This is a genomic window from Streptomyces sp. NPDC111744, from assembly GCF_055634995.1.
In genome coordinates, this window is sequence record NZ_JBVKCG010000002.1 from 544588 (window position 1) to 571097 (window position 26510).

At 71.5% G+C, this 26510-nt stretch carries 25 protein-coding genes and 4 pseudogenes; 19 read left to right on the forward strand and 10 right to left on the reverse strand.

All coding sequences use genetic code 11. The features are described 5' to 3' along the window. The first annotated feature begins 123 nt into the window (after positions 1 to 123). Positions 124 to 1470 carry a PP2C family protein-serine/threonine phosphatase gene (locus ACZ7OO_RS06590; protein ID WP_471502098.1) on the forward strand — a complete coding sequence of 449 codons (1347 nt, stop codon included), beginning with the start codon at positions 124 to 126 and terminating at the stop codon, positions 1468 to 1470. A 9-nt stretch (positions 1471 to 1479) separates the two neighbouring features. Here ACZ7OO_RS06590 and ACZ7OO_RS06595 read toward each other — a convergent pair whose 3' ends face one another. The 3 genes and pseudogenes from ACZ7OO_RS06595 to ACZ7OO_RS06605 all read right to left on the reverse strand — a co-directional run. Further along, complete coding sequence (locus tag ACZ7OO_RS06595; RefSeq protein WP_471502100.1) at positions 1480 to 2505, reverse strand: alcohol dehydrogenase; 1026 nt, start codon at positions 2503 to 2505, stop codon at positions 1480 to 1482. A 98-nt stretch (positions 2506 to 2603) separates the two neighbouring features. Then, positions 2604 to 2840: a DsbA family oxidoreductase gene (locus ACZ7OO_RS06600; protein WP_471502362.1), complete on the reverse strand. Its 237-nt coding sequence runs from the start codon at positions 2838 to 2840 to the stop codon at positions 2604 to 2606. A 12-nt stretch (positions 2841 to 2852) separates the two neighbouring features. Next, a pseudogene (locus ACZ7OO_RS06605) lies at positions 2853 to 3047 on the reverse strand (lamin tail domain-containing protein); the annotation flags it as partial. 188 nt (positions 3048 to 3235) lie between these two features. Here ACZ7OO_RS06605 and ACZ7OO_RS06610 point away from each other — a divergent pair. Together ACZ7OO_RS06610 and ACZ7OO_RS06615 are read left to right on the forward strand one after the other, a co-directional pair. Further along, positions 3236 to 3487 (forward strand): hypothetical protein, encoded by a 252-nt coding sequence (locus ACZ7OO_RS06610; protein ID WP_471502364.1) that lies wholly within the window; start codon positions 3236 to 3238, stop codon positions 3485 to 3487. A gap of 12 nt (positions 3488 to 3499) precedes the next feature. Beyond that, positions 3500 to 4687 carry an SPFH domain-containing protein gene (locus tag ACZ7OO_RS06615; RefSeq protein ID WP_471502102.1) on the forward strand — a complete coding sequence of 396 codons (1188 nt, stop codon included), beginning with the start codon at positions 3500 to 3502 and terminating at the stop codon, positions 4685 to 4687. A gap of 661 nt (positions 4688 to 5348) precedes the next feature. On the opposite strand, the gene ACZ7OO_RS06620 is transcribed toward ACZ7OO_RS06615, so the two are convergent. Then, positions 5349 to 5696: an enoyl-CoA hydratase-related protein gene (locus ACZ7OO_RS06620; protein WP_471502104.1), complete on the reverse strand. Its 348-nt coding sequence runs from the start codon at positions 5694 to 5696 to the stop codon at positions 5349 to 5351. A gap of 647 nt (positions 5697 to 6343) precedes the next feature. Here ACZ7OO_RS06620 and ACZ7OO_RS06625 point away from each other — a divergent pair. From ACZ7OO_RS06625 to ACZ7OO_RS06640, 4 genes and pseudogenes are all read left to right on the forward strand, one after another. After that, positions 6344 to 6874: a hypothetical protein gene (locus ACZ7OO_RS06625; protein WP_471502106.1), complete on the forward strand. Its 531-nt coding sequence runs from the start codon at positions 6344 to 6346 to the stop codon at positions 6872 to 6874. Positions 6875 to 7012: 138 nt separating this feature from the next. Continuing rightward, positions 7013 to 7556, forward strand: a pseudogene (locus ACZ7OO_RS06630) (amidase family protein); the annotation flags it as partial. A gap of 60 nt (positions 7557 to 7616) precedes the next feature. Then, the gene (locus ACZ7OO_RS06635; RefSeq protein WP_352224986.1) at positions 7617 to 7835 is read left to right on the forward strand and encodes a hypothetical protein; all 219 of its coding nucleotides are present in this window, start codon (positions 7617 to 7619) and stop codon (positions 7833 to 7835) included. A 133-nt stretch (positions 7836 to 7968) separates the two neighbouring features. Beyond that, positions 7969 to 9459, forward strand: a complete 1491-nt coding sequence (locus ACZ7OO_RS06640) for an SPFH domain-containing protein (RefSeq protein ID WP_471502108.1) — start codon at positions 7969 to 7971, stop codon at positions 9457 to 9459. Positions 9460 to 9511: 52 nt separating this feature from the next. On the opposite strand, the gene ACZ7OO_RS06645 is transcribed toward ACZ7OO_RS06640, so the two are convergent. Next, on the reverse strand, positions 9512 to 9925 hold the full coding sequence (locus ACZ7OO_RS06645; protein WP_471502110.1) for a MarR family winged helix-turn-helix transcriptional regulator: 414 nt from the start codon (positions 9923 to 9925) through the stop codon (positions 9512 to 9514). Between the two features lie 62 nt (positions 9926 to 9987). Between ACZ7OO_RS06645 and ACZ7OO_RS06650 the strand changes: the two genes are divergently transcribed. Both ACZ7OO_RS06650 and ACZ7OO_RS06655 read left to right on the forward strand, forming a co-directional pair. Beyond that, positions 9988 to 10788 carry an alpha/beta fold hydrolase gene (locus ACZ7OO_RS06650; protein WP_471502112.1) on the forward strand — a complete coding sequence of 267 codons (801 nt, stop codon included), beginning with the start codon at positions 9988 to 9990 and terminating at the stop codon, positions 10786 to 10788. Positions 10789 to 10807: 19 nt separating this feature from the next. Further along, positions 10808 to 11257, forward strand: coding sequence for a type II toxin-antitoxin system PemK/MazF family toxin (locus ACZ7OO_RS06655; RefSeq protein WP_471502114.1), 450 nt, complete (start codon positions 10808 to 10810; stop codon positions 11255 to 11257). 165 nt (positions 11258 to 11422) lie between these two features. Here the strand turns inward: ACZ7OO_RS06655 and ACZ7OO_RS06660 are convergent, their stop codons facing one another. After that, the gene (locus ACZ7OO_RS06660) at positions 11423 to 12250 is read right to left on the reverse strand and encodes a TIGR02452 family protein (protein ID WP_471502116.1); all 828 of its coding nucleotides are present in this window, start codon (positions 12248 to 12250) and stop codon (positions 11423 to 11425) included. Positions 12251 to 12527: 277 nt separating this feature from the next. Between ACZ7OO_RS06660 and egtA the strand changes: the two genes are divergently transcribed. The 6 genes and pseudogenes from egtA to ACZ7OO_RS06690 all read left to right on the forward strand — a co-directional run. Then, positions 12528 to 13856 (forward strand): ergothioneine biosynthesis glutamate--cysteine ligase EgtA, encoded by a 1329-nt coding sequence (gene egtA, locus ACZ7OO_RS06665; RefSeq protein WP_471502118.1) that lies wholly within the window; start codon positions 12528 to 12530, stop codon positions 13854 to 13856. Continuing rightward, on the forward strand, positions 13853 to 15181 hold the full coding sequence (egtB, locus tag ACZ7OO_RS06670; protein WP_471502120.1) for an ergothioneine biosynthesis protein EgtB: 1329 nt from the start codon (positions 13853 to 13855) through the stop codon (positions 15179 to 15181). Before egtA ends, egtB begins: the two co-directional genes overlap by 4 nt. Next, entirely contained in the window at positions 15181 to 16014 is an 834-nt protein-coding gene (gene egtC / locus ACZ7OO_RS06675) for an ergothioneine biosynthesis protein EgtC (RefSeq protein ID WP_471502122.1), read from the forward strand. Before egtB ends, egtC begins: the two co-directional genes overlap by 1 nt. Before the next feature lie 212 nt (positions 16015 to 16226). After that, a complete protein-coding gene (egtD, locus tag ACZ7OO_RS06680; protein ID WP_471502124.1) occupies positions 16227 to 17207 on the forward strand; it encodes an L-histidine N(alpha)-methyltransferase in 981 nt (326 codons plus the stop codon). A gap of 92 nt (positions 17208 to 17299) precedes the next feature. Next, positions 17300 to 17629: pseudogene (locus ACZ7OO_RS06685) on the forward strand (chorismate synthase); the annotation flags it as partial. A gap of 102 nt (positions 17630 to 17731) precedes the next feature. Then, positions 17732 to 17890, forward strand: a pseudogene (locus ACZ7OO_RS06690) (shikimate kinase); the annotation flags it as partial. Between the two features lie 39 nt (positions 17891 to 17929). On the opposite strand, the gene ACZ7OO_RS06695 reads toward ACZ7OO_RS06690, so the two are convergent. Beyond that, positions 17930 to 19192, reverse strand: coding sequence for an extracellular solute-binding protein (locus ACZ7OO_RS06695; RefSeq protein ID WP_471502126.1), 1263 nt, complete (start codon positions 19190 to 19192; stop codon positions 17930 to 17932). A gap of 167 nt (positions 19193 to 19359) precedes the next feature. Next, the gene (locus ACZ7OO_RS06700; RefSeq protein ID WP_471502128.1) at positions 19360 to 19851 is read right to left on the reverse strand and encodes an FBP domain-containing protein; all 492 of its coding nucleotides are present in this window, start codon (positions 19849 to 19851) and stop codon (positions 19360 to 19362) included. Positions 19852 to 19922: 71 nt separating this feature from the next. Between ACZ7OO_RS06700 and ACZ7OO_RS06705 the strand changes: the two genes are divergently transcribed. The 3 genes from ACZ7OO_RS06705 (at position 19923) to ACZ7OO_RS06715 (ending at position 22003) form a co-directional block, all read left to right on the forward strand. After that, a complete protein-coding gene (locus tag ACZ7OO_RS06705) occupies positions 19923 to 20492 on the forward strand; it encodes a TetR/AcrR family transcriptional regulator (protein ID WP_471502130.1) in 570 nt (189 codons plus the stop codon). A 33-nt stretch (positions 20493 to 20525) separates the two neighbouring features. Continuing rightward, positions 20526 to 21704, forward strand: coding sequence for a GDSL-type esterase/lipase family protein (locus tag ACZ7OO_RS06710; RefSeq protein WP_471502132.1), 1179 nt, complete (start codon positions 20526 to 20528; stop codon positions 21702 to 21704). A gap of 83 nt (positions 21705 to 21787) precedes the next feature. Further along, complete coding sequence (locus ACZ7OO_RS06715; RefSeq protein ID WP_352224898.1) at positions 21788 to 22003, forward strand: dodecin; 216 nt, start codon at positions 21788 to 21790, stop codon at positions 22001 to 22003. A gap of 27 nt (positions 22004 to 22030) precedes the next feature. Here the strand turns inward: ACZ7OO_RS06715 and ACZ7OO_RS06720 are convergent, their stop codons facing one another. Next, complete coding sequence (locus ACZ7OO_RS06720; RefSeq protein WP_471502134.1) at positions 22031 to 22522, reverse strand: phosphatase domain-containing protein; 492 nt, start codon at positions 22520 to 22522, stop codon at positions 22031 to 22033. Between the two features lie 450 nt (positions 22523 to 22972). On the opposite strand from ACZ7OO_RS06720, the gene ACZ7OO_RS06725 reads away from it, so the two are divergent. After that, a complete protein-coding gene (locus tag ACZ7OO_RS06725; RefSeq protein WP_471502136.1) occupies positions 22973 to 23971 on the forward strand; it encodes an LLM class flavin-dependent oxidoreductase in 999 nt (332 codons plus the stop codon). On the opposite strand, the gene ACZ7OO_RS06730 is transcribed toward ACZ7OO_RS06725, so the two are convergent. Further along, entirely contained in the window at positions 23972 to 26443 is a 2472-nt protein-coding gene (locus ACZ7OO_RS06730) for an ATP-dependent Clp protease ATP-binding subunit (protein ID WP_471502138.1), read from the reverse strand. Between the last annotated feature and the right edge of the window lie 67 nt (positions 26444 to 26510).

Genomic DNA, 26510 nt, shown 5'->3' on the forward strand with positions numbered 1-26510 from the left:
CGATAAGGGCGGCCGTGGGCGGGGGCAGGCGAGGAGGACCTCGACGATGCCGCGCAGCAGATCGATGTAGCCGATGTCGGCGGGTGGTGCGTGCGGGAGTGGCGGTGTGTGTACCACCGGCTGGTGGACAGCACGGGCAAGGTGGTGGGCGTCGCCGGGGTGGGCCTGGAGATCAGTGAGCCGCAGCAGTACGTCTACGAGCTGGAGCGTGCCCATCGGCGCCTGGCGCTGCTGGACGCGGCCGCGTCCCGGATCGGCACCGGCACCGATGTCGCCGGGACCTGCCGGGAGCTGGCGGAGTTCGTCGTACCGGAACTCGCGGACGCGGCCGGGGTGGAGCTCAGTCCGCCGGACACGGCGACGGCGCGGCGGACGCCCGCCCGGCTCGCCGCGTACGCGACCCGACCGGGCCTGGTCACCGGTCTGCCGGCACTGGACGTGCGCGGTGAGCTGGTCGGCTGGCCGCGCGGCACAGGGACCCGGCGGAACCTGGCGGCGGGCCGGGTCCTGCGGCGCAACGCGATCACGGCGGCACAGTGGCGGGCGCTGATCCCGAGCTGGGCACCGGCCCGCGCGTGTCTGACCGCCCGTGTCCACTCGGTGCTCCTCGCGCCGCTGGTCTCGGACGGCCGCTACCTCGGCAGCCTGCTGCTGGCCCGGGCCGGGGACTCCGGGCCGTTCTCGAACGAGGACGCCACGGTGGCCCGCGAACTCGCCGCCCTCGCCGCCCGCGCCCTCGACCGGGCGGTCCGCTTCGAGCGTGAGCACACCATGGCCCTGGAGTTGCAGCGGGCCCTGCTGGCCGAGCCCGGCCAGCTGCAACAGCACGCCGGTGTGGAGACCAGCGCGCGCTACCGTCCCGCCGACGACGGCTCGCTGATCGGCGGCGACTGGTACGACGCCCTGGCCCTGCCCGACGGCCGAACGATGCTGGTCATCGGGGATGTGATGGGCCATGGCGTGGACGCGGCGGTGGCCATGGGCCACTACCGTTCCACGCTGCGCGCCCTGGCGCGCGCCGGGCTCTCCCCGCGCCGGATCCTGGAGCACGCGGACCGGATGGTCGCCGACTCCGGTTTCGAGCGGGTGGCCACCTGCTTCCTGGCGCTGGGGGACGCGGACGTCGCCACGCTCACCTACGCCAGCGCCGGACACCTGCCGCCGGTCTGGCTGGCCCCCGAGGGCGGGATCCAGCTGGTGCCGGTGCCGGTCGGCCCGCCGCTGGGCAGCGGCTTCGGCCGGTACGAACAGCGCGTCACCCCGGAACGCGGAGGTGTGCTGCTCCTGTTCACCGACGGGCTGGTGGAACGGCGCGGTGAGGACATCGACCGGGGGCTGGCCCGCCTGACGGGTCTGTCCCTGTCCCCCACCGACCCGCTGGACAAGATCGTCGACACCGTCCTCGACCACCTCGCCATCGGCTCCGAGGACGACATCGCGCTGCTCGCGGCCCGCGCCGTACGGGAGTGATCCGGTCGGTCAGCCGTAGGTCAGCACCATGCGGAAGCGCGCGGCCCCGTTGAGCATCTTCTGGTAGGCCGCGTCCGCCTCCTCCAGCGGTACGGTCTCGATCGTCGGGCGGATTGCGTGCAGGGCGCTGAACTCCATGGTGTCCTGCACGTCCTGGGCGGTCCCGGACGGATGCCCGCGGACCACCCGCCCCTTCCCCAGCAGCTGCAGCGGGCTGACCCCGAGCGGCTCGGGATCAATGCCGATCACCACGAGCTCGCCCCGGGGCGCCAGCCCGTCGACGGCCGCCGCGATGGCCTGGGAGTTGCCCGCGGTGGCGAGGACGACCTTGGCACCACCGAGCGACTGGAGGGCCTCCGGGACCGGTGTCGCGGCCGTGGAGTCGACATAGTGGTGCGCACCGAGTTGCTTGGCGAAGTCGCCCTTCTCCCCGCCGCGGGCGACGGCCACCGTCTCGAAACCCATGGCCACCGCGTACTTCACCCCGAGGTGGCCGAGCCCGCCGAGACCGACGACGGCGACCAGGTCACCGGGCTCGGCCGGGCTGCGCCTGAGCCCGTTGAAGGTGGTCACGCCCGCGCAGCCGAGGGGCGCGGCATCGGCCGAGGTCAGCCCCTCGGGGATGCGGGCGAGGGCGTCGACCGGCGCGATCACCTGCTCCCCGAAGCCGCCGTCGTAGCTCCGGCCGGGCGTCTTCAGGTTCTCGCACACGATGAAGTCGCCCTGACGGCAGGGCTTGCAGTGACCGCAGCTGCCACCGAACCAGCCGACCCCCACCCGGTCGCCGATCTGCCAGCCCCAGTCCTCGATGCCCTCGCCGAGTTCCTCGATCCGTCCGGCGATCTCGTGCCCGGGCACCACCGGGAACGTGATGCCCGGCAATCCGGCGTTCACGAAGAAGCTGTCGCTGTGGCAGACGCCGCAGGCCTCCACGGCGATCCGCACATGCCGGGGACCCGGCCGCGCCACCTCCCGCTCTACGATCTCGAACGGCCCGCCCGCAGCGGTCACCTGCGCGACTCGGTAGGTACTCATACGTCTCTCCCGGATCTCCCGGAACGGGTACGAAGGGAACGGCCGAACCCCTCCCCCAGCACACCAGCTCCGGGCCGATCGCGCGCGTCGAGCCCTGCTCAGCGCCTCGCCCGGGCGGTGTCCGCGTGCGCGGTGCGCAGGGCGGACAGGAAGGTGTCGGCCGGCTTCGCCCCGGAGAGGCCGTAGGCGCGGTCGAGCACGATGAACGGCACGCCGGTGGCGCCATGACGGCTTGACCGGCGGACGTCGGCCGCGACGGCGTCGGCGTACCTGTCGCCGTCGAGCATCCGCCGTACGTCGTCCTCGGGTACGCCGACGTCGATGCCGAGCCGCACCGGCGTGCCGGGGTGCCGGCCGTCGCAGGTGTCGTCGCAGACCGCCCACAGCCGGGAGGCCTGCGGTTCCCACTGGGGTTCCAACACGCCGGCCATGCCGCTGCTGATGGAGGCGACGCGGGTGAAGGTGCCGCCGTCCTTGAGGACGTAGCCGTAGATCATGCCGGTGCCCTCGACACCGACGAAGAACACCCCGCCCGTGTGGGAGCACCTCGCAGGTGCAGCGGAACATCCTCGCGAAGAAGGTGCCCGGGCTGCCGCGCGAGCCGCGGACCACGGCCGGTCAGGACGGATATGCCCTGGTGACGCGGGCTGAATCGACGTGCCCGTTGGGTCTGCCAGCCCGGTGGGTCTATCGTCGGAATCGTGGGCCAGAGCATAGGAAAGCAGGCGTGATGACGCCGGACGAAGCCGTGATCGGCTGTACCGGGCAGGTACTGATCGGAACCCGCGGTTCCGCGGGTCCCGGCGAGATCCTGGTGCGGGTCAGAGGCGGCTCGGAGACCTTTCTCGCCTGGTCCGAAGATCCCCTGCCCACGGGGGCGACGGTGCTCGTGATCGAGTCGCGTGGATGCCGTGAGGTCGGCGTCGTCGAGTGGGTGGATCCATTGGACGCGCTCGACGGCGACGCCGCGGGCGCAAGCTGAGGAGTAAGCAACATGTTCGGATACCGCGTTCCCGCTCCCGACGAGGCGATGCTGATCTCGGGGGGCCGGCGGGGACTGGGGGGCGCGCCGTTCCGAGTGGTGACGGGGCACGGCAAGTTCGTGTTTCCGATCTTCCGTAAGACCCGTTTCCTCACGCTGGCGATGTGCGAGTCCGAGGTGACGGAGACCTGTGTGACCCGGCAGGGCATCGCGCTGAACGTCCGTGCCGTGATCGCGTTCAAGGTCGGCAACGACACCGAGAGCATCATCAACGCGGGCCAGCGGTTCCTCTCCGACCAGGAGCAGATGTCGGTCCTGACCGGCCGGATCTTCGCCGGTCACCTGCGGGCGATCATCGGCTCGATGACGGTCGAGGAGATCGTGACCGAGCGGCAGAAGCTGGCCGCCGAGGTCCTGGGCACCTCCAAGACGGAGATGGCGAAGATCGGCCTGATCGTGGACTCGCTGCAGATCCAGTCGATCGACGACGGCGACACCGGCTACATCGACGCGATGTCCGCGCCGCACAAGGCGGCCATCCAGCGGCAGGCCCAGATCGCGCAGGCCCAGGCCACGCAGGCGTCCGCCGAGGCGGAGCAGGCAGCGGCCCGCAACCAGGCCGAGTACGCCCGGCAGACCGCCATCGTCAAGGCCGAGTACTCGGCCGAGGTGGACCGCGCGCAGGCGCAGGCCGCCCAGGCCGGACCGCTGGCGCAGGCCCACGCCCAGCAGGAGGTGCTGGCCGCGCAGACGGAACTGGCGCAGCGCCAGGCCAAGTTGCGTCAGCAGCAGCTGGTGTCCGAGGTCGTGCGGCCCGCCGAGGCCGAGGCCGAGCGGGTCAGGATCCTGGCCGCGGCCGAGGCGCAGCGTATGAAGATCCAGGCCGAGGCGGCGGCCTCCTACGACCGGGTCGCGCTCGACCGGATGCTGATCGACCAGCTCCCGCAGATCGTCAAGGAGGCGGCCGGCGGCCTGGCCGGCGCCAACGTCAACGTCCTCAACGGGGCGGACGGCCTGGGCGAGATCGCGGCGGGCCTGGTCTCCCAGGGCCTGACGATCCTCGACTCGGTCCGGCAGAACCTCGGCGCGCAGGAGGCCACCGAAGGGCGCCGGCCGGAGGAGAGCAAGGGCGCCGGGCTGCTTCAGCTGCACTCGGGCAAGGACAAGAAGGGGGACGACGGGCCGGTGGACCTCGACTGATCGCTCCGCGGGTGGGGCCGCGATGTGCCGTCGTTCGGCCGCGGCGCCGTTGTGGCTGGTCGCGCCCACGCGGCGGAGCCGCAAATCGACTCGGCCTCGTGTCCCTTTGGGCGCGTCTGGTCGGAGCCGTCGAAGGTGCTGGGTTATGGGACCGGGCGTTGGCCTGGTCCCAGGCGCCAGCCGGCGTCGCGTACCCGGCTGGTGGAAGACGGGTCGTGGGCCGCACGGCGGTTGCGGGCCGAGAAGGACGACGGGACGACGGCCGGGCCCGGACTCCCCGCGGAACCGTTCCTGGATGGCCCGGTTGTAGCCGGCGGCCACGCTCGGTCCGACCAGGCTGTCGGAGGCGGGGGCGATCAGCGGGCATTCGGCGTGCGGGAAGTGCCGCTGCGGCTCCTCCCACGGGCGTTCGTCACGTAGTTCCGCCTGGACCGGGATCTCGCCGCCGTCCTCCTCGTAGGCGGTGACGGTGGCCGCTCGGCAGTACAGGGGGAGTTCGGGGCGGGTCATGCGGAGGCCTCGTCCAGACCGGCGAACCCGGAGGGCCGGCGTTCGATGAAGCTGAGCACGCCCTCGCGGTGGTCGGGGGCCCGGTTGGCCGCCGCCGGCAGCGCGGCGGCAGGTCGCAGGCGTTGCCGTAGCCCACGAGCCGGGGCCGCGGTCAGGCCGCCCCGTCCCCGGCGACCAGGCGGCGTGCCCTGAGGGCGGCGGCGAACTTCGCCTCCGCTACGGCGAAGCGCACATCACACATCAGCGCCTGGTTGAAGCCGATGCCAGGGCAGGCGCCGTTGGCGGCCGACACGACCTGCTTCGGGAAGGTAATGGACCGGGTGCGTGGGGGCAGCCGGTCGGTGGGGCACGGCCGGGCACCCGACGACGCTCCGTCCAGCATGCTCATGTCCATCCCGGGGCAGAAATCGCGCGTCCACGCGTTGTGCCGCTCGGGCCGGTTCAGGGTGAGCAGCATGGCTCCGTCGTCGGTGAGCTCGGCGAGGATCACCGAGCTCACTCCCAGCACCTGATAGCGGATGCCTGGCCGCACCGGCCGACTTCGGCAAGCTGATCGCCAAGCTCGACGAGTCCAGCCAGGACGACATCATGTACAGCGACGCTCAGCAGCTGATCACCCGCCGAGCGTCGTGGAACCCCGCCTTGCGGGTGGCCGTTGCTGAAGCAGGCGACGACAGGCCCGACTCCGGGCCCATGAGGCCCAGTTGGTACGCGGCCCCGGCACTGACGAAGACGCGGGCGACCCGGTGGATGGCAGTTTGCTACCGACGTCGGCCCCGGCCACCGTGACGAACAGCTCCACGCTCGTACGCCGGCCGCCGCCACCGCCGTATATCTGCTCGCCACACGGGTGGTTGGCCAGCCGAATCCGCCGCGCCTCGGCCACTGCCTCCGGCTTCCGCAGGCCCAAAGAACTGCGGGCGGCCGCAGGCCCAAAGAACTGCGGGCGGCTCAACGGGCGTTGCAGCCGCACCCGTCCAGTATCCGCTGAAGCGGTGCCCACGAGCCCATGCCGTGTTGGGCCATCAGAAACCGTTCGATTACAACGAATTCACGTTCGAGATCTACCCGCGTAGCCCTCTCTTGGAGTGTCATGGGCACGACGTCGTTCACACCACCGTGCTTCGTGCCTCAGGAGGCTCTCCCATGCGCTCCATCACCCGAATACCAACTGCCGGAGCTTGCTCCCTCGCCCTGGCGTTCAGCGGCCTCATCCTCGGCGTCAGCGCCGGTACCGCGCAGGCCAGCAGCTGCTCGCAGGCCTACCTGCCGCTGCCCGACTCCGGCTGTACGCCCGGTTCGTACAACTCCGCCGTCACGCAGTCCACCATCGGCAGCACCATCTGTGTCTCGGGCTGGACGGCCACCGTTCGCCCGCCCACGTCGTACACCAACCCGCTCAAGGCACAGGGCATCATCGACTACGGCTACTCCGACACCAACATGTCGGACTACGAGGAGGACCACCTGGTACCCCTCGAACTGGGCGGCGCTCCTCGCGATCCCGGCAACCTGTGGCCCGAACCGCACTACGGGACCAAGACCGCGTACACCAAGGACGGCATCGAGACCAAGCTCAAGAACGCGGTGTGCAACGGCACCATCACCTTGTCCGCCGCCCGTAGCGCCATCAGGACCAACTGGACCACGGCACTTCAGGTCACCGGCATCGGCTGAGCTCGACGGACCGTGGCCGGTGCGGGACGTCACCGGCCACGGTCCGTGTCGACGTCCGGGGCGGCAACCCGCCCCCGGCGGGTGGCTCAGAGAGGCCGGACAGCCGGTCACCCGTACTGGGCGTGGCCGTGTCGACGTGTTGATGATCAGCGGCCCGGTGCGGGCACGCCGTGGCTCACCTTCGTTCCGCGCGCCACGGTGGGGATCGCCGAACGCGTCCGCGAGCTACCGCGGCCCGCCCTGCTGGACAGACGCACCCTGGAGGCGGCCCGCCTGGGCCGGCTGCTCGGCGGGCCTCCGCTGCGGGCCGCCCGCCGCGCGGAGGCGGCCTTGCGGCACAGAATCGGCGGCTTCTTCGCGTCGTACGACGCGATCCTCGCGCCGACCACGGCCGCTCCCCCGCCGCGCATCGGCGCGATGCTGGGGCTGGGCCAGTTCGCCACCGACCGGGCGATGATCGCCGCCTGCCCCTACGCCTGGCCGTGGAACGTCCTCGGGTGGCCGGGGGTCAATGTGCCCGCCGGGTTCGTGGGGGACGGGCTGCCGGTAGGGCGCGCAGTTGCTCGGCCCGGCCGACAGCGAGCCGCTGCTCGTGTCCGTCGCCGCCCAGTTGGAGGCCGAGCTGCGCTGGCACGAGCAGTGGCCGGCCCGGGCCGTGGTCACGGGCTCCCCGGCCGTATGACCATCTGCGGCCGACGGCCTGCGGCTTTCCCGTGGCTTGGCCTGCCCGTACCCTCTGGCCATGGACGATGCGTCGATGGTGGGGCTCATGGGGCGGGTCACCGGAACGATCGGGCCCGGGCTCGTCGGCGAGGTGATCGTCAGGGTGCGCGGGGGCGCCGAGCACTTCCTCGCGTACCCCGCCGACGGCGGCACCCGGATCGAGCGGGGCACGGTGGTGATGGTGGTCGAACACCTGCCGCCGAGAACGGTCTACGTCACACCCGCGTACGACAGTTGAGCGGGCTTCGTCCCAGGTGAGGGACGTGTGCGTCAAGATTGCAACAAGGATCCGTCAGCGTCTTCACCCCGCGCTCGCGCAGGCGCACACTCCCTTCGTTCGGTGCCGACAGGGCACCATCCAAAGGGGGCGTATGCCGATGGTCATCGGCGTCGTTGCGGGGGCGGCGGTCGTTGCCGTGCTCGTGTTGATCGGTCTGTTCAAGATGATGTGGCGGGTCGCCGAACCGAACGAGGCGCTCATCATCTCCGGTTCCAACCACCGGACCGAGGGCCTTGAGGCGGGCATGGGATTCCGCATCGTCACGGGGCGCGGCACGCTGGTACTGCCCGGCGTGCAGGCGGTGCGCAAGCTCTCCCTCGATCTGAACGAGACCGAGTTGCACGTGGATTGCGTGACCACCCAGGGCATTCCGCTGAAGGTGCGGGGTGTGGTCATCTTCAAGGTGGGCGACGACTTCGTGTCGATCGCCAACGCGGGCCGCCGTTTCCTGGACCAGCAGAAGATGATGTCCGAGCGGGTGCACAACGTGTTCGCCGGTCATCTGCGGTCCATCGTGGGCGGATTGACGGTCGAGGACATGATCCGCGACCGCGAGAAGCTCACCGGGCAGACCCGGGCCGCCTGTGGCACGGAGATGGAGAAGCTGGGGCTCATCGTCGACTCCCTGCAGATCCATGAGATCGAGGATCCGACCGGATACATCCAGAACCTGGCGATGCCGCACGCGGCCGCCGTCCAGCGGGACGCGCGGATCGCGCAGGCGGAGGCGAACCGTCTCGCCACCGAGGCGGAGCAGGCCTCGTTCGCCCGGATGGCGGAGGCCACCCGGGACAGCGAGATCCTCCAGGCCGGCTACCAGGCCGAGCGGGACAAGGCGGCGGCCAGCGCCAGGCAGTCCGGTCCGCTCGCCGACGCGGCCGCCCGGCAGGAGGTCGTGGTCCAGGAGACCCGGGTCGCCGAACTGGAGGCGCAGCGGCGGGAGCAGCAGCTCCAGGCGGACGTCCGCAAGCCGGCCGACGCCAAGGCCTATGAGAAGCGGACGCTGGCCGAGGCCGAGCGTGACGCGCGTATCTCGGCGGCCCAGGCCAAGGCGAAGGAGACGGAGCTGGCAGCGGCGGCCGAGGCGACCCGGGTCAAGACGGCCGCGGCCGCCGAGGCCGAGGCGACCAAGTCCCGGGGTGCGGCCGGCGCGGCTGCCACTCGGGCCACCGGTGAGGCCGAGGCGGCCGCCGCACAGGCCAGGGGTCTGGCGGAGGCCGAGGCGACCAAGGCCCAGGGTCTCGCGGAGGCGGAGGCCATCAAGGCCCGAGCCGCCGCCCTGGCCGAGAACCAGGAGGCGGTCGTCGCCCAGCAACTCGCCGAGAACTGGCCGGAGATCGTCAGGGCCGGTGCGTCCGCCTTCGGCAACGTCGACAACATGGTGTTGCTCAACGGTGCCGACGGTATGGGCGAGATGTTCGCCAAGGCGCTCACGATGGGCGGTACCGGACTGGGGCTGGCACGCCAGCTGCTGGCGTCGATGAACCAGAACGGGCAGGTCCCGAACGGGACTTCGCCGATTCTCAACGGGGCCGCGGCCCCGAAGACGCAGAAGGTTCCGCTGGAGCAGGACGGCGAGTAGCCGAGAGCGGGAGACAGGGGTGCCCCCGGCCGGACCGGGGGCACCTCCCTGCTCACTCCTGCTCGTTGAGTCGCCGCAACAGCTCCAGCAGGGTCGTGCGCTCCGCCGCCGTCAGCCCGGCGAAGCATCCCGCGAGGACCTCGCCGGCCACCCCGTGCCCGGCCGCCAGCATCCGCTCGCCGTCCGGGGTCAGATGGTGTTGGATGCGCCTTCCCTGGCCCGGCCGCCGTTCCACCAGGCCCTGTGCGGCCAGCCGGCCCACCAGCGTGCCGAAGGCCTGCTCGCTCTGGAAGGTGGCCGCGGCCAGCTCGCGCGCCGAGGCGCCCGGCGACCGGTCGATGGCGCGCAACGCGTCCCACTGCGCGAGGGTGGTGCCGACGGCCGAGAGCGCGCTGTCCATCGCCCGGTGCTGCCGGTACTGGGCCTGTTTGACCGCTCTTCCGAGAACTTGCAGGTCATCGTGCATGGGCCAAGTCTAACCGATGGCTAAGCTTGTTTATATAAAGATGTTTAGTTAGAGTCCTCGGCATGACGACGAACCGCACCGTCCAGGTGTATCCCGACCTGTCCATCTCCCTGACCGAGGCCGGTTCCGGCCGCCCGGTGCTCGTCCTGCACGGAGGCGGCGGCCCCGCCACCGTCGCCGGTCTCGCCGCCCGCCTCGCCGAGTCCGGACGCGCCCTGACCCCGGTCCACCCCGGCTGGGACGGAACACCCCGCCCCGACTGGTTCACGAGCGTCGACGACCTCGCCCTCGCCTATCTGCACCTGCTCCAGGACAGCGAGTTGAGCGACGTCCTGGTGGTCGGCTCCTCGCTGGGCGGCCAACTCGCCGCCGAGATGGCGATACGCGACACGGCGGGACTGATCACCGGCCTGGTCCTGATCAACGCGGTCGGCGCGGACATCGAGGGCGAGACGGTCACCGACTTCTTCGCGCTGGATCCGCGCGCCCAGGCCGAACACTCCTGGCACGACCCGGACCGCTTCTACGTCGACCCGGCCACCCTGCCCGCCGCCGAACTCGCCCGCCGTCAGGCCAACATGGCGACCATGCGGCTGCTCACCGACGGCGGCCGGATGACCAGTCCGAAGCTGCTGCCCCGGCTGGGCCGGGTGCCTCAGCCGGTGCTGGTGATCTGGGGCGAGAGCGACCGTGTCGTCACCCCCGCCTACGGAGCCGCCTACGCGAAGGCCTTCCCGCAGGGCCGGTTCGAGCCGATCCCGGGCGCCGGCCACCTTCCGCACATCGAACGCGCCGACATCACCGCCGGGTTGATCGAGTCGGAGCTGCGCGGCACCGGTACCCCGCCTGTTCTCGCAGGCTGAGGCCCCTTATGGTGCCCTCGTGACTGCGCTTACCGACGACGAGAACATCCCCGGCCGTTACGGCCCCACCGCGACCACCGAGGCCGACCCGCACGAGGTCGGCAGGGTGCGCACCGAATACTCTCCCGCCCACGACGGCGACCCCGATCCCGGTGAGATCGTGTGGACCTGGGTGCCCTTCGAGGAGAACGACGGCCGGGGCAAGGACCGGCCGGTGCTCGTCGTCGCCCGGGAGGCGGCCGGCACGTTGCTCGCCGTACAGCTGTCGAGCAAGCGGCACGACCACGACCGCGAGTGGGTGGCGATCGGCAGCGGCCCCTGGGACCGGTCGGGGCGCGACTCCTGGGTGGACGTGGACCGTGTACTGCGGCTGCACGAGGACGGCATGCGCCGGGAGGCGTGCGCGCTGGACCGGGGCCGCTTCAACCTCGTACGCAACCGGCTGCACGAGCGCTACGGCTGGAAGTGAGCCGCCAGGGGTTGCCGGGCGGATCATGCCGGCGTCGCGGGGTCTGGCACCCCCTCCCCAGCACGCCTCCTCCGCCTTGCAGCTGCACGCACCGGATCCCGCCCGACTCGGCCAAGAAGGGCCGCTTCTCACAGCCGACCTGATCCGCCGGACACCCCCTGGGCGTCAGCCGTCGAGGGCGGCCTGCTGGAAGGCCTCGGTGAAGGCCGCCCGGACCACCGATCCCGGCGTACGGTCCAGGACCCCGAACACCACGTGCTCGAAGGTCCGCTCGAACCGTCCGCCGGGGCCCAGCAGCCCCCGGAAGGCCCCCGCGACCTGCCGGGGGTCGTTCTGGAAGACCCCGCAGCCCCAGGCGCCGAGGACCAGCCGCCGGTAACCGTTCGCGGCCGCCACCTCCAGGACCCGCTCGGCCCGTACGGCGAGGGCGCCCGGCAGCTCACCGGCGCGTTCCGGCGTCGTACGGCGGATCACGCCCGCGTTGGGCGCGGCGGACGTGAGGAAGCCCGCGCGGTAGGGCTCGGTGAGGAGGCCGCCGCGGTCGTCCCGGAAGACCGGGACGGCCGGGGAGTGGATCACCCGGTCCGAGTAGAACGGGTCGCGGTGGGCGCGGTGGTGGTCGTAGAAGGCGCGGGCGTGCACCTGGCAGGCGTAGAGCGCGGAGGCGCGGCACAGCGCCTCCTCCTGCGCCTGGGCGCCGTTCAGATAGCCGCCGCCCGGATTGCGGGCCGAGGCGAAGTTCAGGACGGCGACCGGGGCGTCGGCCAGCCGGCGGGCGGCCTCCAGGCTGCTCTCGCCGGTGACCTCGACGACCGTCTCCACCGGGGCGGTCGGCGGGACCGGCACCGGTTCCGGGCCGTGGATCCGCGTCCCTGCCTGTGCGGCGGCGATGTCGGCCGCCAGGAGGATCTCCCGGCCGTCGGGGGTCCGATAGGCCCCCGACGCCACGATCTTTTCGGTCTCCTGGGCGATCCCGCGCAGGCGCGCGCTCATGGCGCCACCCCCGTGGACGCCATGACCGCGGCCCGCGCGGTCTCCCCCGTCGTGCTCATGTACGCATCCTGGGCGATGCTGGTGATGCGGTGCAACGGAGTTTCCTGCACCCGAAACGGTTCCGAACGTGCAAGGAAGCAGAGGTTACCGATCTAGAACGTCCCGATAGGTGCCCTTGTGCGAATCGGCGCGAAGGTCTTGGGTGGAACGGACGTGCCGTCCCGGACCCATCCACGGCCGGGCCGGCGGCATGGTGGAATCTCAGGAGGATCCCTACATGTCCGACTCGATATCCGACGGCGGCGACTGTACCGACGGGTCGATGAAAACCGACTTCTCGGACGACCGCACCGCTGTCACCGAAGCCGAGGTGGAGGCCTTGGTCAAGGGCATCTGCTTCAAGACCGGCCCGCCCCGCACGCTCGGGGTCGAAGTGGAATGGCTGGTTCACGAGCTGCGGCAGCCGCAGCTCCCCGTGACACCCGAAAGACTCGAAGCGGCCTACGCCGCACTGCGCACGGTGCCCCTCGGGTCGACGCTCACCGTCGAACCCGGCGGCCAGCTGGAGCTGAGCTCGCCGCCCGCCGCCTCCCTGATGGAGTGCATCGGCACCGTATCCGCCGACCTGGACGCCGTCCGTACGGTCCTCGCCGAGCAGGGCCTCGGTCTCGTGGGCGCCGGTCACGATCCCTGGCACACACCCCGCCGCTTCCTGCGCGAACCGCGCTACGAGGCGATGGAGAGGTGCCTGGACCGGGCCGGTCCGGCGGGGCGCCACATGATGTGCAGCTCGGCCTCCGTGCAGGTCTGCCTGGACGCCGGCCATGAGGAGCCCGGCCCGCTGGGGCACACGCGCCGCTGGTGGCTGGCCCATCAGCTGGGCCCGGTCCTGGTGGCCGCCTTCGCGAACTCCCCCCTTGCGGGAGGTCGGCCCACCGGCTGGGTCTCCACCCGGCAGCTGCTGTGGATGGAGATCGACGCGGGCCGCGCGGGAGCGCCCCCGCTGGCCGGCGACCCGCGGACCTCCTGGGCCCGGCGTGTGCTGGACGCCCCGGTGATGTGCGTACGACGGGACAGCGGCCCCTGGGAGGTGCCCGAGGGCCTCACCTTCCGGGAGTGGACCCGGTCGGGGTCGCCCACCAGGGCGGATCTCGCGTACCACCTCACCACGCTGTTCCCGCCGGTCCGGCCGCGCGGTCATCTGGAGCTGCGGATGATCGACGCACAGCCCGGCGACGACGGCTGGATCGTGCCGCTGGCGGTGACGGCGGCGCTGTTCGACGACCCGGAGGCCGCCGAGACCGCGTACCGGACGGTGAAACCGCTGGCCGAGCGGGCGGAGCCACGGCCCGCCCCGCACAATCCGCTGTGGGTCGACGCCGCCCGGACCGGGCTCGGCGACCCGGAGCTGCACGAGGCCGCCGTCGGCTGTTTCGCGGCGGCGCTGGAGGCCCTGCCCCGGCTGGGCGCGGCCCCCGAGGTCGTGGCCGCCGTGACGGCGTACTTCGACCGGTACGTCCTCAAGGGCCGCTGCCCGGCCGACGACCTGCTGGACCCCCTGCGCGGAACATCGAGCCGCGCCCACGGGAAGGACATCCCCGCATGACCGCCCCCGAGACCGACATCGACATCGAGACCCTGCGGGACCGGGCCCTGAAGTCCCTGATCACGGCCCGGGACCGCACCATGCTCCTGACCAGCTGCGTAGAGGAGCCCGACCTCACCGCCCAGCATTCCCCGCTGATGTCCCCGCTGGTCTGGGACCTGGCGCACATCGGCAACCAGGAGGAACTCTGGCTGCTGCGCAACGTCGGCGGCCGGGAGGCGATGCGCCCCGAGATCGACAGCCTCTACGACGCCTTCGAGCACCCGCGTTCCGAACGGCCCACGCTACCGCTGCTGCCGCCCGCCGAGGCCCGGCGCTATGCGGCGGAGGTGCGCGGCCGGGCCCTGGACCTGCTGGAGGGCTCGGCGTTCAGCGGCTCGCGGCTGACCGAGGCGGGCTTCGCCTTCGGGATGATCGCCCAGCACGAACAGCAGCATGACGAGACGATGCTGATCACCCATCAGCTCCGCAAGGGCCCCCAGGCCCTGACCGCCCCGGACCCGGACCCGACGCCGCCGTTCACCGGTCCGGCCGAAGTCCTGGTCCCCGGCGGCCCGTTCACCATGGGCACCTCCACCGAACCGTGGGCGCTGGACAACGAACGCCCCGCGCACCGGCGGGAGGTGGCGCCCTACTGGATCGACACCACGCCGGTGACCAACGGCCAGTACCTGGCCTTCATCGAGGACGGCGGCTACGAGAACGAGCGCTGGTGGACGCCCGATGGCTGGGCGCACATCCGGCAGCACTCGATCGTCGCCCCGCACTTCTGGCACCGTGAGGGCGGCCAGTGGCTGCGGCGCCGGTTCGGGGTCACCGAGGTCGTACCGCCGGAGGAGCCGGTGCTGCACGTGAGCTGGTACGAGGCGGACGCCTACGCCCGCTGGGCCGGGCGCCGGCTGCCCACCGAGGCCGAGTGGGAGAAGGCCGCCCGGCACCACCCCGGCGAGAACCGGTCCCGGCGCTACCCGTGGGGCGACGCCGAACCGGCACCGGCCCACGCCAACCTCGGCCAGCGGCATCTGCGTCCCGCACCGGCAGGCAGTTACCCGGAGGGCGAGTCACCGCTGGGCGTACGGCAGTTGATCGGTGACGTCTGGGAGTGGACGTCGAGCGACTTCCTCCCCTACCCCGGCTTCACCGCCTTCCCGTACAAGGAGTACTCGGAGGTGTTCTTCGGCCCCGAGTACAAGGTGCTGCGCGGCGGTTCGTTCGCCGTGGACCCGGTGGCCTGCCGGGGAACGTTCCGCAACTGGGACTACCCGATCCGGCGGCAGATCTTCTCCGGCTTCCGCACCGCCCGTTCGGCCGCGGAGACCGCCTGATGTGCCGTCATCTGGCCTGTCTGGGACCCGAGGAGCCACTCGGCCGGCTCCTCGTGGAGCCCGAACACTCCCTCTACCGCCAGTCGTGGGCGCCCCGGCGGCAGCGGTACGGGACGGTCAACGCCGACGGATTCGGGGTGGGTTGGTACGCCCAGGAGGATCCGCAGCCGGCCCGCTACCGGCGGGCCGGGCCGATCTGGGCCGACCAGTCCTTCGCCGACCTGGCCCGGGTCGTGCGCACCGGCGCCGTGCTCGCCGCCGTACGGGACGCGACCCTGGCGGGTGCGGACGCGGAGGCCGCGGCTGCCCCGTTCGCCGCGGGCCGCTGGCTGTTCAGCCACAACGGGGCGATCCCCGGCTGGCCGCGGTCGGTGGCATCCCTCGTCCCGCTACTGCCCCCGGCCGACCTGCTGTCGATGGAGGCGCGCACCGATTCGGCGTTCGTCTGGGCGCTGGCTCTGCACCGGCTGCGGTCCGGCACGCCGCCGGGCTCAGCCCTTGCCGAAACGGTTCGCCAGATCGCCGAGGCGGCCCCGACCGCGCGGCTGAACCTCCTGCTCACCGACGGCGAGACCATCGCCGCCACCGCCTGGGGCGACAGCCTCTACTACCTCTCGGAACCCGGCCACCGCGTCGTCGTCGCCTCCGAGCCGTACGACGACGACCCGCGCTGGCGGGAGGTCCCCGACCGCACGCTGCTCGTCGCGAGCCGCCGGGCCGTCACCCTCGCCCCGGTCGAGAAGCCGGGCGAGGACGGCCCGGCCCAGGACGAATCGGTCGAGAAACCGGGCGAGGCCCCGGCATCCGTATCCCCGAAGGAGCCCTGTACGTGAGTCCCCTCCGTGTCACCCGCACCCTTCCCGAGGACGCGACGGACACTCCCTTCGGACATGCCAGTCGGCCCTGGCCGGCGACGCAGAGGGCTCAGGTCCGGGCCCACCCCCGAGCATCGGGGCCGGCCCAAGGAGAGGCCGAGGCCTGAGTTCCCGTTCCTGCAGTCACTCCGAGCACTCACCGGCACGACGTCGACTGAAATGAGGCAATCATGACCAGCACCCGCGCCTACGGCTACACCGACACCCTCGACGCCGAACACTACGCCAAGGCCCTGCGCGCCGACATCCGCGGCGGACTGACCGGCACCCCCAAGTCCACAGCACCCACGTGGTTCTACGACGCCCGTGGCAGCGAACTCTTCGAGGAGATCACCCAGCTTCCGGAGTACCCCCTGTGGAGGGCGGAACTGGGACTGCTGCAGCTCCACGCCCGGGATGTGGCCGCGTTGACCGGGGCCCGCAGCATGGTCGAACTCGGGTCCGGGAGTTCGACGAAATCCAAGTTGATCATCGAGGCGCTGGGCCCGAAAGCCCTGCACTACGTCCCCGTCGACGTCAGCGCGGACGCGCTCCATCAGGCCAGCGCCCAACTCGTCCAGGACTATCCGGGGATCCGTCTGCACGCCCTCCGTGCCGACTTCACGGTTCCGCTCGTCCTGCCTCCGCTGCCCGAGGACGGCCCACGGCTCATCGCCTTCCTCGGCAGCACGCTGGGGAATTTCCGGCGCCCCGCCCGGGGCCCCTTTCTCCGCGGGCTCCGGGACATCATGCGCCCCGAGGACTTCCTTCTGCTCGGCGCCGACCTCGTCAAGACGGAACACGAAATGACCGCCGCCTACGACGACGCCCAGGGCATCACGGCGGAGTTCGACAAGAACCTGCTGTACGTCCTGAACCGCGAGCTGGACGCCGACTTCGACCCCGACGCCTTCGACCACGTATCGGTGTGGAACAGCGCGGAGAGTCACATCGAGATGAGGCTCCGCAGCCGGGTCGAACAGCTCGTCAAGATCCGGGAGCTCGACCTGGCGGTGCACTTCGGGCACGGAGAGGAATGGATCACCGAGCGCAGCGCCAAGTTCACCAGGGACGGGCTGCAGGCGGAACTGGCCGACGCGGGCCTCCGTACGCAGCAGGTCTGGGTCGACCCGAACGCCGGCTTCACGCTCACTCTCGCCACCGCTCACTGAAAGGGCCGACAGGCTCCCGGTGGGTGATCGAGGAGAGTTCCAGGCCGCGAAGAGCGATCGCGGCCTGGAACACCCGCGGCAGCAGGTGTGTCGTGGCCGACCCGGTCGATCCCGGGATCCTCGCGGGGCCGGCCCGTAACGCGCCGCTGACCCGCCCGCGTCCCGGCCGCGCCGACCTCGCCGGCATGCAGAAGTACGGTTTCGACGAGGCCCGGCCGGTTTTGGAGCGTGCCTGCGCGCGGGAGACCGCGGCCGGGGTGGCGCTCGGCGCGGTCGCCCGCTCGTACCTGAAGGAGACGCCCGGCATCGAGATCGTCTCCCACGTCGTCGAACTGTGCACGGTGAAGGCCCCGAAAGGTGTGTACCCGACCCCGGCCGACGTCGGGAAGCTGGACGCCGACCCGCTGCGCTGCCGACCGGCACGCCGTAGGCCAGGACCTCGACCACACCGCCGAGGGTGTCGCCGTCCTTGTGGGCCTGGTCGACCTCCGCGACCACCGCCTTCGACGCATCCGCGTCCAGGCATGCTCGCCATCAACCCGCGCAAGCAGTGGCGCGAGCTGATGCAGGCGCGGCGGCACCTGTACGAAGAGGTCGCCACGGCCGTCGTCGCGACGGACGGACGTACGCCCGAAGAGGTCACCCAAGAAGCCCTCGACGCACCGGAGTTGAAGGAAGCATGAGCGAGGCGGCCGCACGGGCCCGGACCGCTTCCAGCCGACTCACCCGAAGCCCGACGCGAGAAGTTCGGTGATCCGCCGGGAGGCGCGGCGGGCCTCGGTCGCGGGGTCCGCTCCGCCGAGCACTTCGGTCATATAGCCCTTGATCGGGTTGTCGGCCTCGACCGCCGGCCAGTCCGGGGTGTGGGGGGTCGCCCGTCCCCGCGCGGCTCCCGCCGCCATGGCGGCGACCCCCTCCGCCCCGGCGACCGCGCCCGCCAGCGTGGTCTTGTTGGGCACGTAGTTCATGGTGCGGGCCAGTTCGGCGTCCCACTTGGCACCGGTGAGTGCGCCGACGACGGCGGTCGCGTCGTAGGGTCGGTCGGTGTTCTGCGGTACGACGAGGTCGGAGCCGCCGGTGAAGACGGCGCCGGGGTGGTCGGCCGTGAGCCCCGGCACCGGGAAGTAGCCGATCTCGTCCTTGAGTTCGGGGTTCTCCTGCACGATGGACTGGGCGAGGCCGGGCACCGCGACGATCTGTGCGACCTGACCGCCCGCGAACACCTGGGCCTGGGGCGGATGTTCCTCGTCCGCGTCCACGGGCCCCTTGCCGAGGGCCTGGAGCCGCCGGTAGAAGTCCATCCCGCGCAGCGCGGCCGGACTGTCCAGGGCGCCCTTCCAGCCGGCGTCCGTCTCCTCCGCGAGATCCCCGCCCTCGTCCCAGACGAACCCGGAGAGCGTGTACCAGTCCTGCCCGGCGAGGTAGATCCCCTGGTTCCCGCCCGAGTTGAGCTTCCCGGTGTCGGCCAGCCACTCGTCGCGGGTCCTGGGCGGGGAGGTGATGCCGGCCTTCTCGAAGAGGTCCTTGCGGTAGATGACGACACGGTTGGCCGCGTACCAGGGGATGCCGTACTGACGGGAGTCGTCCCGGCCGGGTTCGGCGAGGCCGGGCAGCCAGTGTTCCTTGCCCCAGTCCCGCATCGACTCCAGCGTGAGGTCGGTGAGCCGGCCGCCCTCGACGTACTGCGGGACCTGGGTGTTGCCGACCTCGATGACATCGGGACCGTCCACGGAGTCGGACTTGAGCGCCGTCTGCACCTTGTCCACGATCCCGGTCCACTGCTGGATACGGATGTCCAGGCGGATGCCCTCGTGGGTGCGCTCGAAGTCCGCGGTGAACCGGCGCAGGAACTCCTGCGACGCGCTGTTCTGCATCAGCCACACCGAGACGGTGTGCCGGCCACCCGCTCCGCCCGGCAAAACGCCACAGGCGCTGAGCAGCGCGGCGGACACACAGACGAGGGCGAGCGGGCGACGACGTCTCACGAGGGGTTCCTGTTCTGTCTGGCGGACAGGGGAGAAGGCCCGACGTGGGGGAACGAGCACGGGTGCTCGTACGGGTGTACGGGATTTTGGTATGGACCAATGCGCAGGGTCAAGGCTTGGCGACACTGCGCGTCGATTCGCCGCCACGGGCGGTCAGGCCGGTCGCCTCATGCGGTGACCCTGGCGATGAACGCCGTGAGGTTCGCGACGGTTCGCTCGATCTTCTCCTCCAAGGTGAGCGACTCGGGCAGGCGTGAACCGACGCCGGCGTCCTTCTTGCCCCGTACGTACAGCGGGCAGGCGAGGTCGCTGCACAGGTAGACGCCCACGGAGTTTCCCTGCTGCCCGGCCTTGCCGGCCTTCGCGGCGACCATCAACGAGACGCCTCCGGTGTGGGTGGTCAGGCATATCGAGCACATGCTGCGCCGCGTCTGCCAGGAGGTGGCGCCGGAGCCGCGCAGGGCGAGCGCCACAGGGCGGTCGCCCAGCTCGACGGCGAGGTAGGCGCGGTCGGGAGCCTGTGGGTCCCGCCAGCCGAGGAAGTCCAGGTCGTCCCACGGTCGCTCGGCCAGGTCGTGGGGGACGGACAGGCGCTTGGCCTCGCCCTTGGTGCAGTTCACGAAGGCGGTGCGGATCTCCCGCTCAGTCAGGGGTCTCATGAGCGGCAGGCTAATTTGCCTAAAAGTCTTAGGCAAATGCTTTATTGTTGTCGCTGGATAGGAGGAAGGTTATGGTGAGAGCAGGCCTGACCCCGGAGCGGCTGACGCTTGCGGGGGCGGAGCTGGCCGACGAGGTCGGCTTCGACCAGGTGACCGTCTCGGCACTCGCCCGGCGGTTCGACGTCAAGGTCGCGAGTCTGTACTCGCACCTGAAGAACTCCCAGGAACTCAGGACCAGGATCGCCCTGTTCGCCCTGGAGGAACTCGCCGACCGGGTCGCCGACGCCCTGGCGGGGCGGGCCGGCAAGGACGCCCTGGCCGCGTTCGCGGACGCCTACCGCGACTACGCGCGGGAACACCCCGGCCGGTACGCCGCCGCCCGCCTCCGGCTCGATCCCGAGACGGCGGCCGCCAGTGCCGGGGTGCGGCACTCCCAGATGACGCGGGCGATCCTGCGCGGCTACGACCTGACAGAGCCCGACCAGACGCACGCGGTCCGGATGCTGGGCAGCGTCTTCCACGGCTACGTCAGCCTGGAGCTGGCCGGGGGTTTCGAGCACAGCGCCCCGGACGCGCAGGAATCGTGGGCCTGGGTCGTGGACTCCCTCGACGCCCTGCTGCGGAACCGGGCCACCTGCTGACCGTCCGGACATGTCGATCAACAGGCTGAGGCAATGAACACCGAACGCGACTGGATCACCACCCCTGTCACTGCGGATCTCCTGCGCGGCTACCTCGACGTGGAAGCGACCGCGCACGGACTGCTGCCGCATCGGCTGCCCGCCCGGGCGCGCCGGCAGATCCCCGACAGCCAACTGGCCCTGGCCGAGGCCCAGCCCTCCGGCGTGCGGCTGGTCTTCCGTACCAGGGCCACCACCGTCGAACTGGACACGCTCCCCACCAAACGGGTGTACCGAGGGTTCCCCGCCCCGGCGGACGGCGTGTACGACCTGCTGGTCGACGGCCGCCTCACGGCCCAGGCCACGGTGGCCGGCGGCAACGTACACACGATCACCGACCTTCTCACCCAGTCCGCCGAGCTGACGGAGGGTCCCGCCGGCACCGCCCGCTTCACCGGTCTGCCCGCCGGTGACAAGGACATCGAGATCTGGCTCCCGCACACGGAGATCACCGAGCTGATCGCCCTGCGCACCGACGCCCCCGTCGAGCAGGCACCGGCAAGCGGGCGCCGGGTGTGGCTGCACCACGGCAGTTCCATCAGCCACGGCTCGAACGCCGCGCATCCGACCGCCATCTGGCCGGCCCTGGCAGCCGCCCAGGGCGAGGTCGAGCTGGTCAACATGGGGTTCGGTGGCAGTGCGCTGCTGGACCCGTTCACCGCCCGTGCGATGCGGGACACCTCCGCGGACCTGATCAGCGTGAAGATCGGCATCAATGTCGTCAACGCGGACGCCATGCGCCTGCGCGCCTTCACCCCTGCGGTCCACGGCTTCCTGGACACAGTGCGCGAGGGGCATCCGACCACGCCGCTACTGGTCGTGTCCGCCCTCCTGTGCCCGGTCCAGGAGGACACTCCCGGACCGCTCGCGCCCGACTTCGACGGCGGAACCCTGCGGTTCAGGGCGACGGGCGATCCGGCCGAACGCGCAGCCGGGCGCCTGACGCTCAACGTCATCCGTGACGAACTCGCCCGGACAGTCGAACAGCGGGCGGCCGACGATCCGAACCTGCACTACCTCGACGGCCGTGACCTGTACGGCGAACGGGACTACGCGGAATTCCCGCTGCCCGACGAGGTCCACCCCGATCCGGCGGGACATCGCCGCGTCGCCGAGAACTTCGCGCGGCTCGCGTTCGGGGTCGGCGGCCCCTTCGCCGTCGCGACCGGCTGACCGCGATCACGATCACCGACGCCTCGCGCTCCGCCTCCGGATGCGGCACCTTGGAGTGACGACGAGACGAGAGGAGCATCCCGATGCCGAACAACACCTACCGGGTCACCGAGATCGTCGGCACCTCGCACGAGGGCATCGACCAGGCCATCCGCAACGGTGTCGCACGCGCCAACCAGACCCTGCGCAACCTGGACTGGTTCGAGGTGACACAGGTCAGGGGCCAGATCGAGAACGGGCAGATCGAGCACTACCAGGTGGGCCTGAAGGTGGGCTTCCGCCTCGAGGACGAGGACTGACGACGGCGGGTCCCGGGCCGGACGGGGTCAGGTCCGCCCCTCTCCCTCCTGGGCCTGCTCCAGCGCGGCCGAGCGGTCGGCCCAGCGGGCCCGCACCACGGTGAATCCCGCCCGTTCGGCGTCGTCGCACACCAGCTCGTCGTCATCGACCAGGACACGGACCTCACGTCGTTCGGCGAGGCGGCGCAGGATCTCCAGTTTGGTGTGCCGGGCGGGCCTGCGGTCGGCGTTGCGCCGCATGTGCACACGCCCCTCGGGCAGCCCGTGGGCGGCGAGCCAGTCCAGGGTGTCGCGACGACAGCGGTCGGGCCGCCCGGTGAGATAGACGATCTCGCACTCCTGCGCGGAAGCCACGGCCAGCGCGATCCCTTCGGCGAGCGGCGGGTCGTGCGGCGCGGCCGCGAAGAACGCGTCCCAGTCCCGGGGCGTACGCTCCAGGAACCGCTGCCGGTGCGCGGTGTCGGCGAGAGTGTTGTCGATGTCGAACACGGCGATCGGACGCTCGCTGCTGTCGGCCACGCGGTAACCCTAGCGGGCGCAGACCCAAGTACGTTTAGTACGAGGGCCTACGCCCGGCACTCCCCCAGCCTCCGGCCGGGGGGACCCCCAGAGCACGCACCTGACGCCACGAGGCCGCCCTCCGGGCGACGACGGGAATTGTCAGACCGGCCCTGGTCGGGGCGACGGCATCGGCCCGGGGCGCCGTCCGCCAGGGATGCAGCGGCGGTGCCCCGGGCCGTGACCACGGCACCGGCCACGCCGGGCAGCGGGAACGACGGAGGCCGCCAACTGCTCGCCACCGCCGCACCCAGTGGAAGGGGAGCACCCCGGCACCCGACCCGATGACGGTCGACGGCGTCCGCCACCTGGTCCCGCGGCACCCGGTCGGGGCCTGCGAGCGCGGTCGGCCGCACCCCGGGGCCTGGCCGGCGGCGGGAATCCTGAGGCCGCCCCGGTGTTGAACCCTGTGTGAACGCGCTGATCGCCCGGACCCGGTTCTCCGTCCTCGACCGCTCACGCACCCGGGAGGGGCAGGCCCCCGGTGCGGCGCTGCGGGACACCGTGGCGCTGGCGCGCGAGGTGGAGGCGCTCGGGTATCACCGGTTCTGGGTGTCGGAGCATCACGGGGTGCCAGGGGTCGCCGGTTCGGCGCCGACCGTGCTCGCGGCCGCTGTCGCCGCCGCGACCCGCACCATCCGGGTCGGCACCGGTGGTGTCATGCTGCCGAACCACCAACCCCTGGTCGTGGCTGAGCAGTTCGGCGTGCTGGAGTCGCTGTTCCCCGGGCGGATCGACATGGGGCTCGGCCGGTCGGTGGGTTTCACCGGCGGGGTCCGCAAGGCGCTGGGACGCGACATGGGCGACGCCGAGGACTTCGCGGCGCAACTCGGTGAGCTGCTCGGCTGGTTCGAAGGCACGTCACCGACCGGGGTGCGGGCCCGCCCGGCGGAGGGGCTGCGGGTGCCACCGTTCGTGCTGGCGATGGGCGAGGGCGCGAACATCGCGGCCCGCGCCGGACTGCCGATGGTCATCGGCGATCTGCGCAACCGGGAGAAGATGCGACGTGGCATAGACCACTACCGCGACCGCTTCCGCCCCTCCCCCTGGGCGGCCGAGCCCTATGTCGTGATCTCTGGGACCGTCGCCGTCGCCGCTACCCCCGAGGCGGCCCGCCGGCTGCTCGTCCCCGAGGCCTGGTCGATGGCGTACTCCCGCACCCACGGCTCCTTCCCGCCGCTGCCCCCGGCCGAGGCCGTGGAGACCCGGACGATGACCGCGAAGGAGCGCGGCTTCTACGAGTCCGGTCTCGCCGGGCACCTCGCCGGTACCGAGGACCAGGTCGCGCACGAGCTGGAGACGGTCCTGAAGGAGACGGCCGCCGACGAGGTGCTGGTCACCACCAGTACGTATGACCGCCCGGCCCTGCTGGACTCCTACCGGCGGCTGGCCGGGATCGTGAGCCCCTGATCAGACCTCGGCCGGTTGGTCGGAGCGGATTACGATCTCGCCGTCGGCCGCGTCCACCACCGCCCGGTCGCCCGCCGTGAGCTGGCCGGACAGCAGCAGGTCGGCGAGGCGGTCGTCGACCTCGCGCTGGATGGTGCGGCGCAGCGGACGGGCGCCGAAGTCGGGTTCGTGACCGAGGTTCGCGAGCAACCCCGCGGCCTCGTCGGTGACTTCGAGGCTGACGTTCTGGGCATGCAGCCGGCGCCGGGTGTGCTCCAGCAACAGGTCGACGATCTGGCGCAGTTGGGTGCGGTCCAGGCCGCGGAAGACGATGATCTCGTCGACGCGGTTGAGGAACTCCGGCCGGAAGTGCTGCTGAAGGGCCGGCATCACCGCTTCGCGGATCTTGGCGTAGTCCTCGGTGCCGGCGACCAGGATGCGGTCGGCGCCGATGTTCGACGTCATGATGACGACGGTGTTCTTGAAGTCGACGGTCCGGCCCTGGGCGTCGGTGAGTCGGCCGTCGTCCAGCAGCTGGAGCAGGGTGTTGAAGACGTCCGGGTGCGCCTTCTCCACCTCGTCGAGGAGCAGCACCGCGTACGGCTGCCTGCGCACCGCCTCGGTGAGCTGGCCGGCCTCCTCGTGGCCGACGTATCCGGGCGGGGCGCCGACCAGCCGGGAGACCGTGTGGCGCTCCTGGAACTCGCTCATGTCAAGACGGATCATGCGGCCCTCATCGCCGAAGAGGGCGGCGGCCAGGGCGCGGGCCAGCTCGGTCTTGCCGACGCCGGTCGGGCCCAGGAAGAGGAAGCTGCCCACCGGACGGTTGGGGTCGCTCATTCCGGCGCGGGCACGGCGGACCGCGCGGGCGACGGCGGCGATCGCCTCGTCCTGGCCGACGACCCGCTCGTGGAGGTGCTCCTCCAGCTTCATCAGCCGCTCCCGCTCCTCCTCGGTGAGCTCGGCGACCGGGATGCCGGTGGTGCGGGAGACGACCTCGGCGATGTCCTCGGCGGTGACCTTGGGCGCGTGTTCCTCGGCCGTGGCCGCCTGCTCCAGCTCGGCCTCGGTCTCCCTGATCCGGTCGCGGAGTTCCTTGGCGCGCTCGTACTCCTCGTCGGCGACGGCCTGGTCCTTCTCCCGGTTCAGGGCGGCGATCCGGTCCTCGATGTCCCGGGTGTCGGTGGCCGGGGTCTTGGAGCGCAGCCGGACCCGTGCGGCGGCCTGGTCCATCAGGTCGATCGCCTTGTCCGGCAGGAAGCGGGAGGTGATGTACCGGTCGGACAGCTCGGCCGCCGCGACGAGGGCCTCGTCGGTGATCCGGACCTGGTGGTGGGCCTCGTAGCGGTCGCGCAGTCCGCGCAGGATCTCGATGGTGTCGTCGACGGTGGGCTCACCGACCAGGATGGGCGCGAACCGGCGTTCCAGGGCCGCGTCCTTCTCGATGTGCTTGCGGTACTCGTCGATCGTGGTCGCACCGATCAGGTGCAACTCGCCGCGGGCGAGGGCGGGTTTGAGCATGTTGCCCGCGTCGAGGGACCCGTCGCCGCCCCCGCCGGCGCCGACGACGGTGTGCAGCTCGTCCAGGAACAACACCAGTCGGTCGCTGTGCTCGCGGACCTCGTCGAGGAGTTTCTTCAGCCGCTCCTCGAACTCGCCCCGGTACTTGGTGCCGGCCACCATCCCGGCCAGGTCCAGGGAGACCAGCCGCTTGCCTTCGAGAGTCTTGGGCACGTCCCCGGCGACGACCCGCTGCGCGATCCCCTCGACGATGGCGGTCTTGCCGACACCGGGGTCACCGATCAGGACCGGGTTGTTCTTGCTGCGCCGCGAGAGCACCTCGATGGTCTGCTCGACCTCCTCGTCCCGCCCGATCACCGGGTCCAGGCGCCCGGCCCGGGCGTCCTCGGTGAGATCACGGCCGTACTCGTCGATGGTCGGCGTGGTGCTGGGCCTCTTCCGCTCCGCCGCGCCCTCGACCGGCATCCGGGTCGGCTCCCAGCCGCTCTCGCCGAGCGCCCGTCCGGCCGTCGACTCCGGGTTCGCGGCGAGCGCGCGCAGCAGATGCTCGGGGCCGATGTAGGAGGCGCCCTCGGCCCGGGAGATCTGGTAGGCGTCCAGCAGGGCACGCTTGGCGGCCGGGGTGAGATTCGTTGGCTCCGACTTCTCGGCGCCGCCGTGGCCGGCGGTGAGCCGCTCGCGAAGCTGGTCGGGGTCCGCGCCCGCCTCGGTGAGCAGCCGCCGGGTGGAGTCGTGCGTGGTGGTCGCGGCCAGCAGATGCCTGGCGTCCAGTTCCTCGCCGCCCTCGACGGCGGCGAGGTCGCGGGCCTCGGCAACCAACTCTCGTGCCCGTTCGGACAGCAGGCTGCCGATGTCGACGCGCTGCGGGCGGCGGGCCGCTGTGCCCGGTCCGGATCCGCCGAAGAAGCGGGACATCAGTTCGTCGAACTCCTCGAAGGGACTGCGTCCGAATCCGAAACCGGGAGTGTTCATGGGGCCCGGGCCTTTCTGCGGTCGGCGGGATTCCGCGTCTCCAAGCTCGCACAGGCACGCCGGGCCC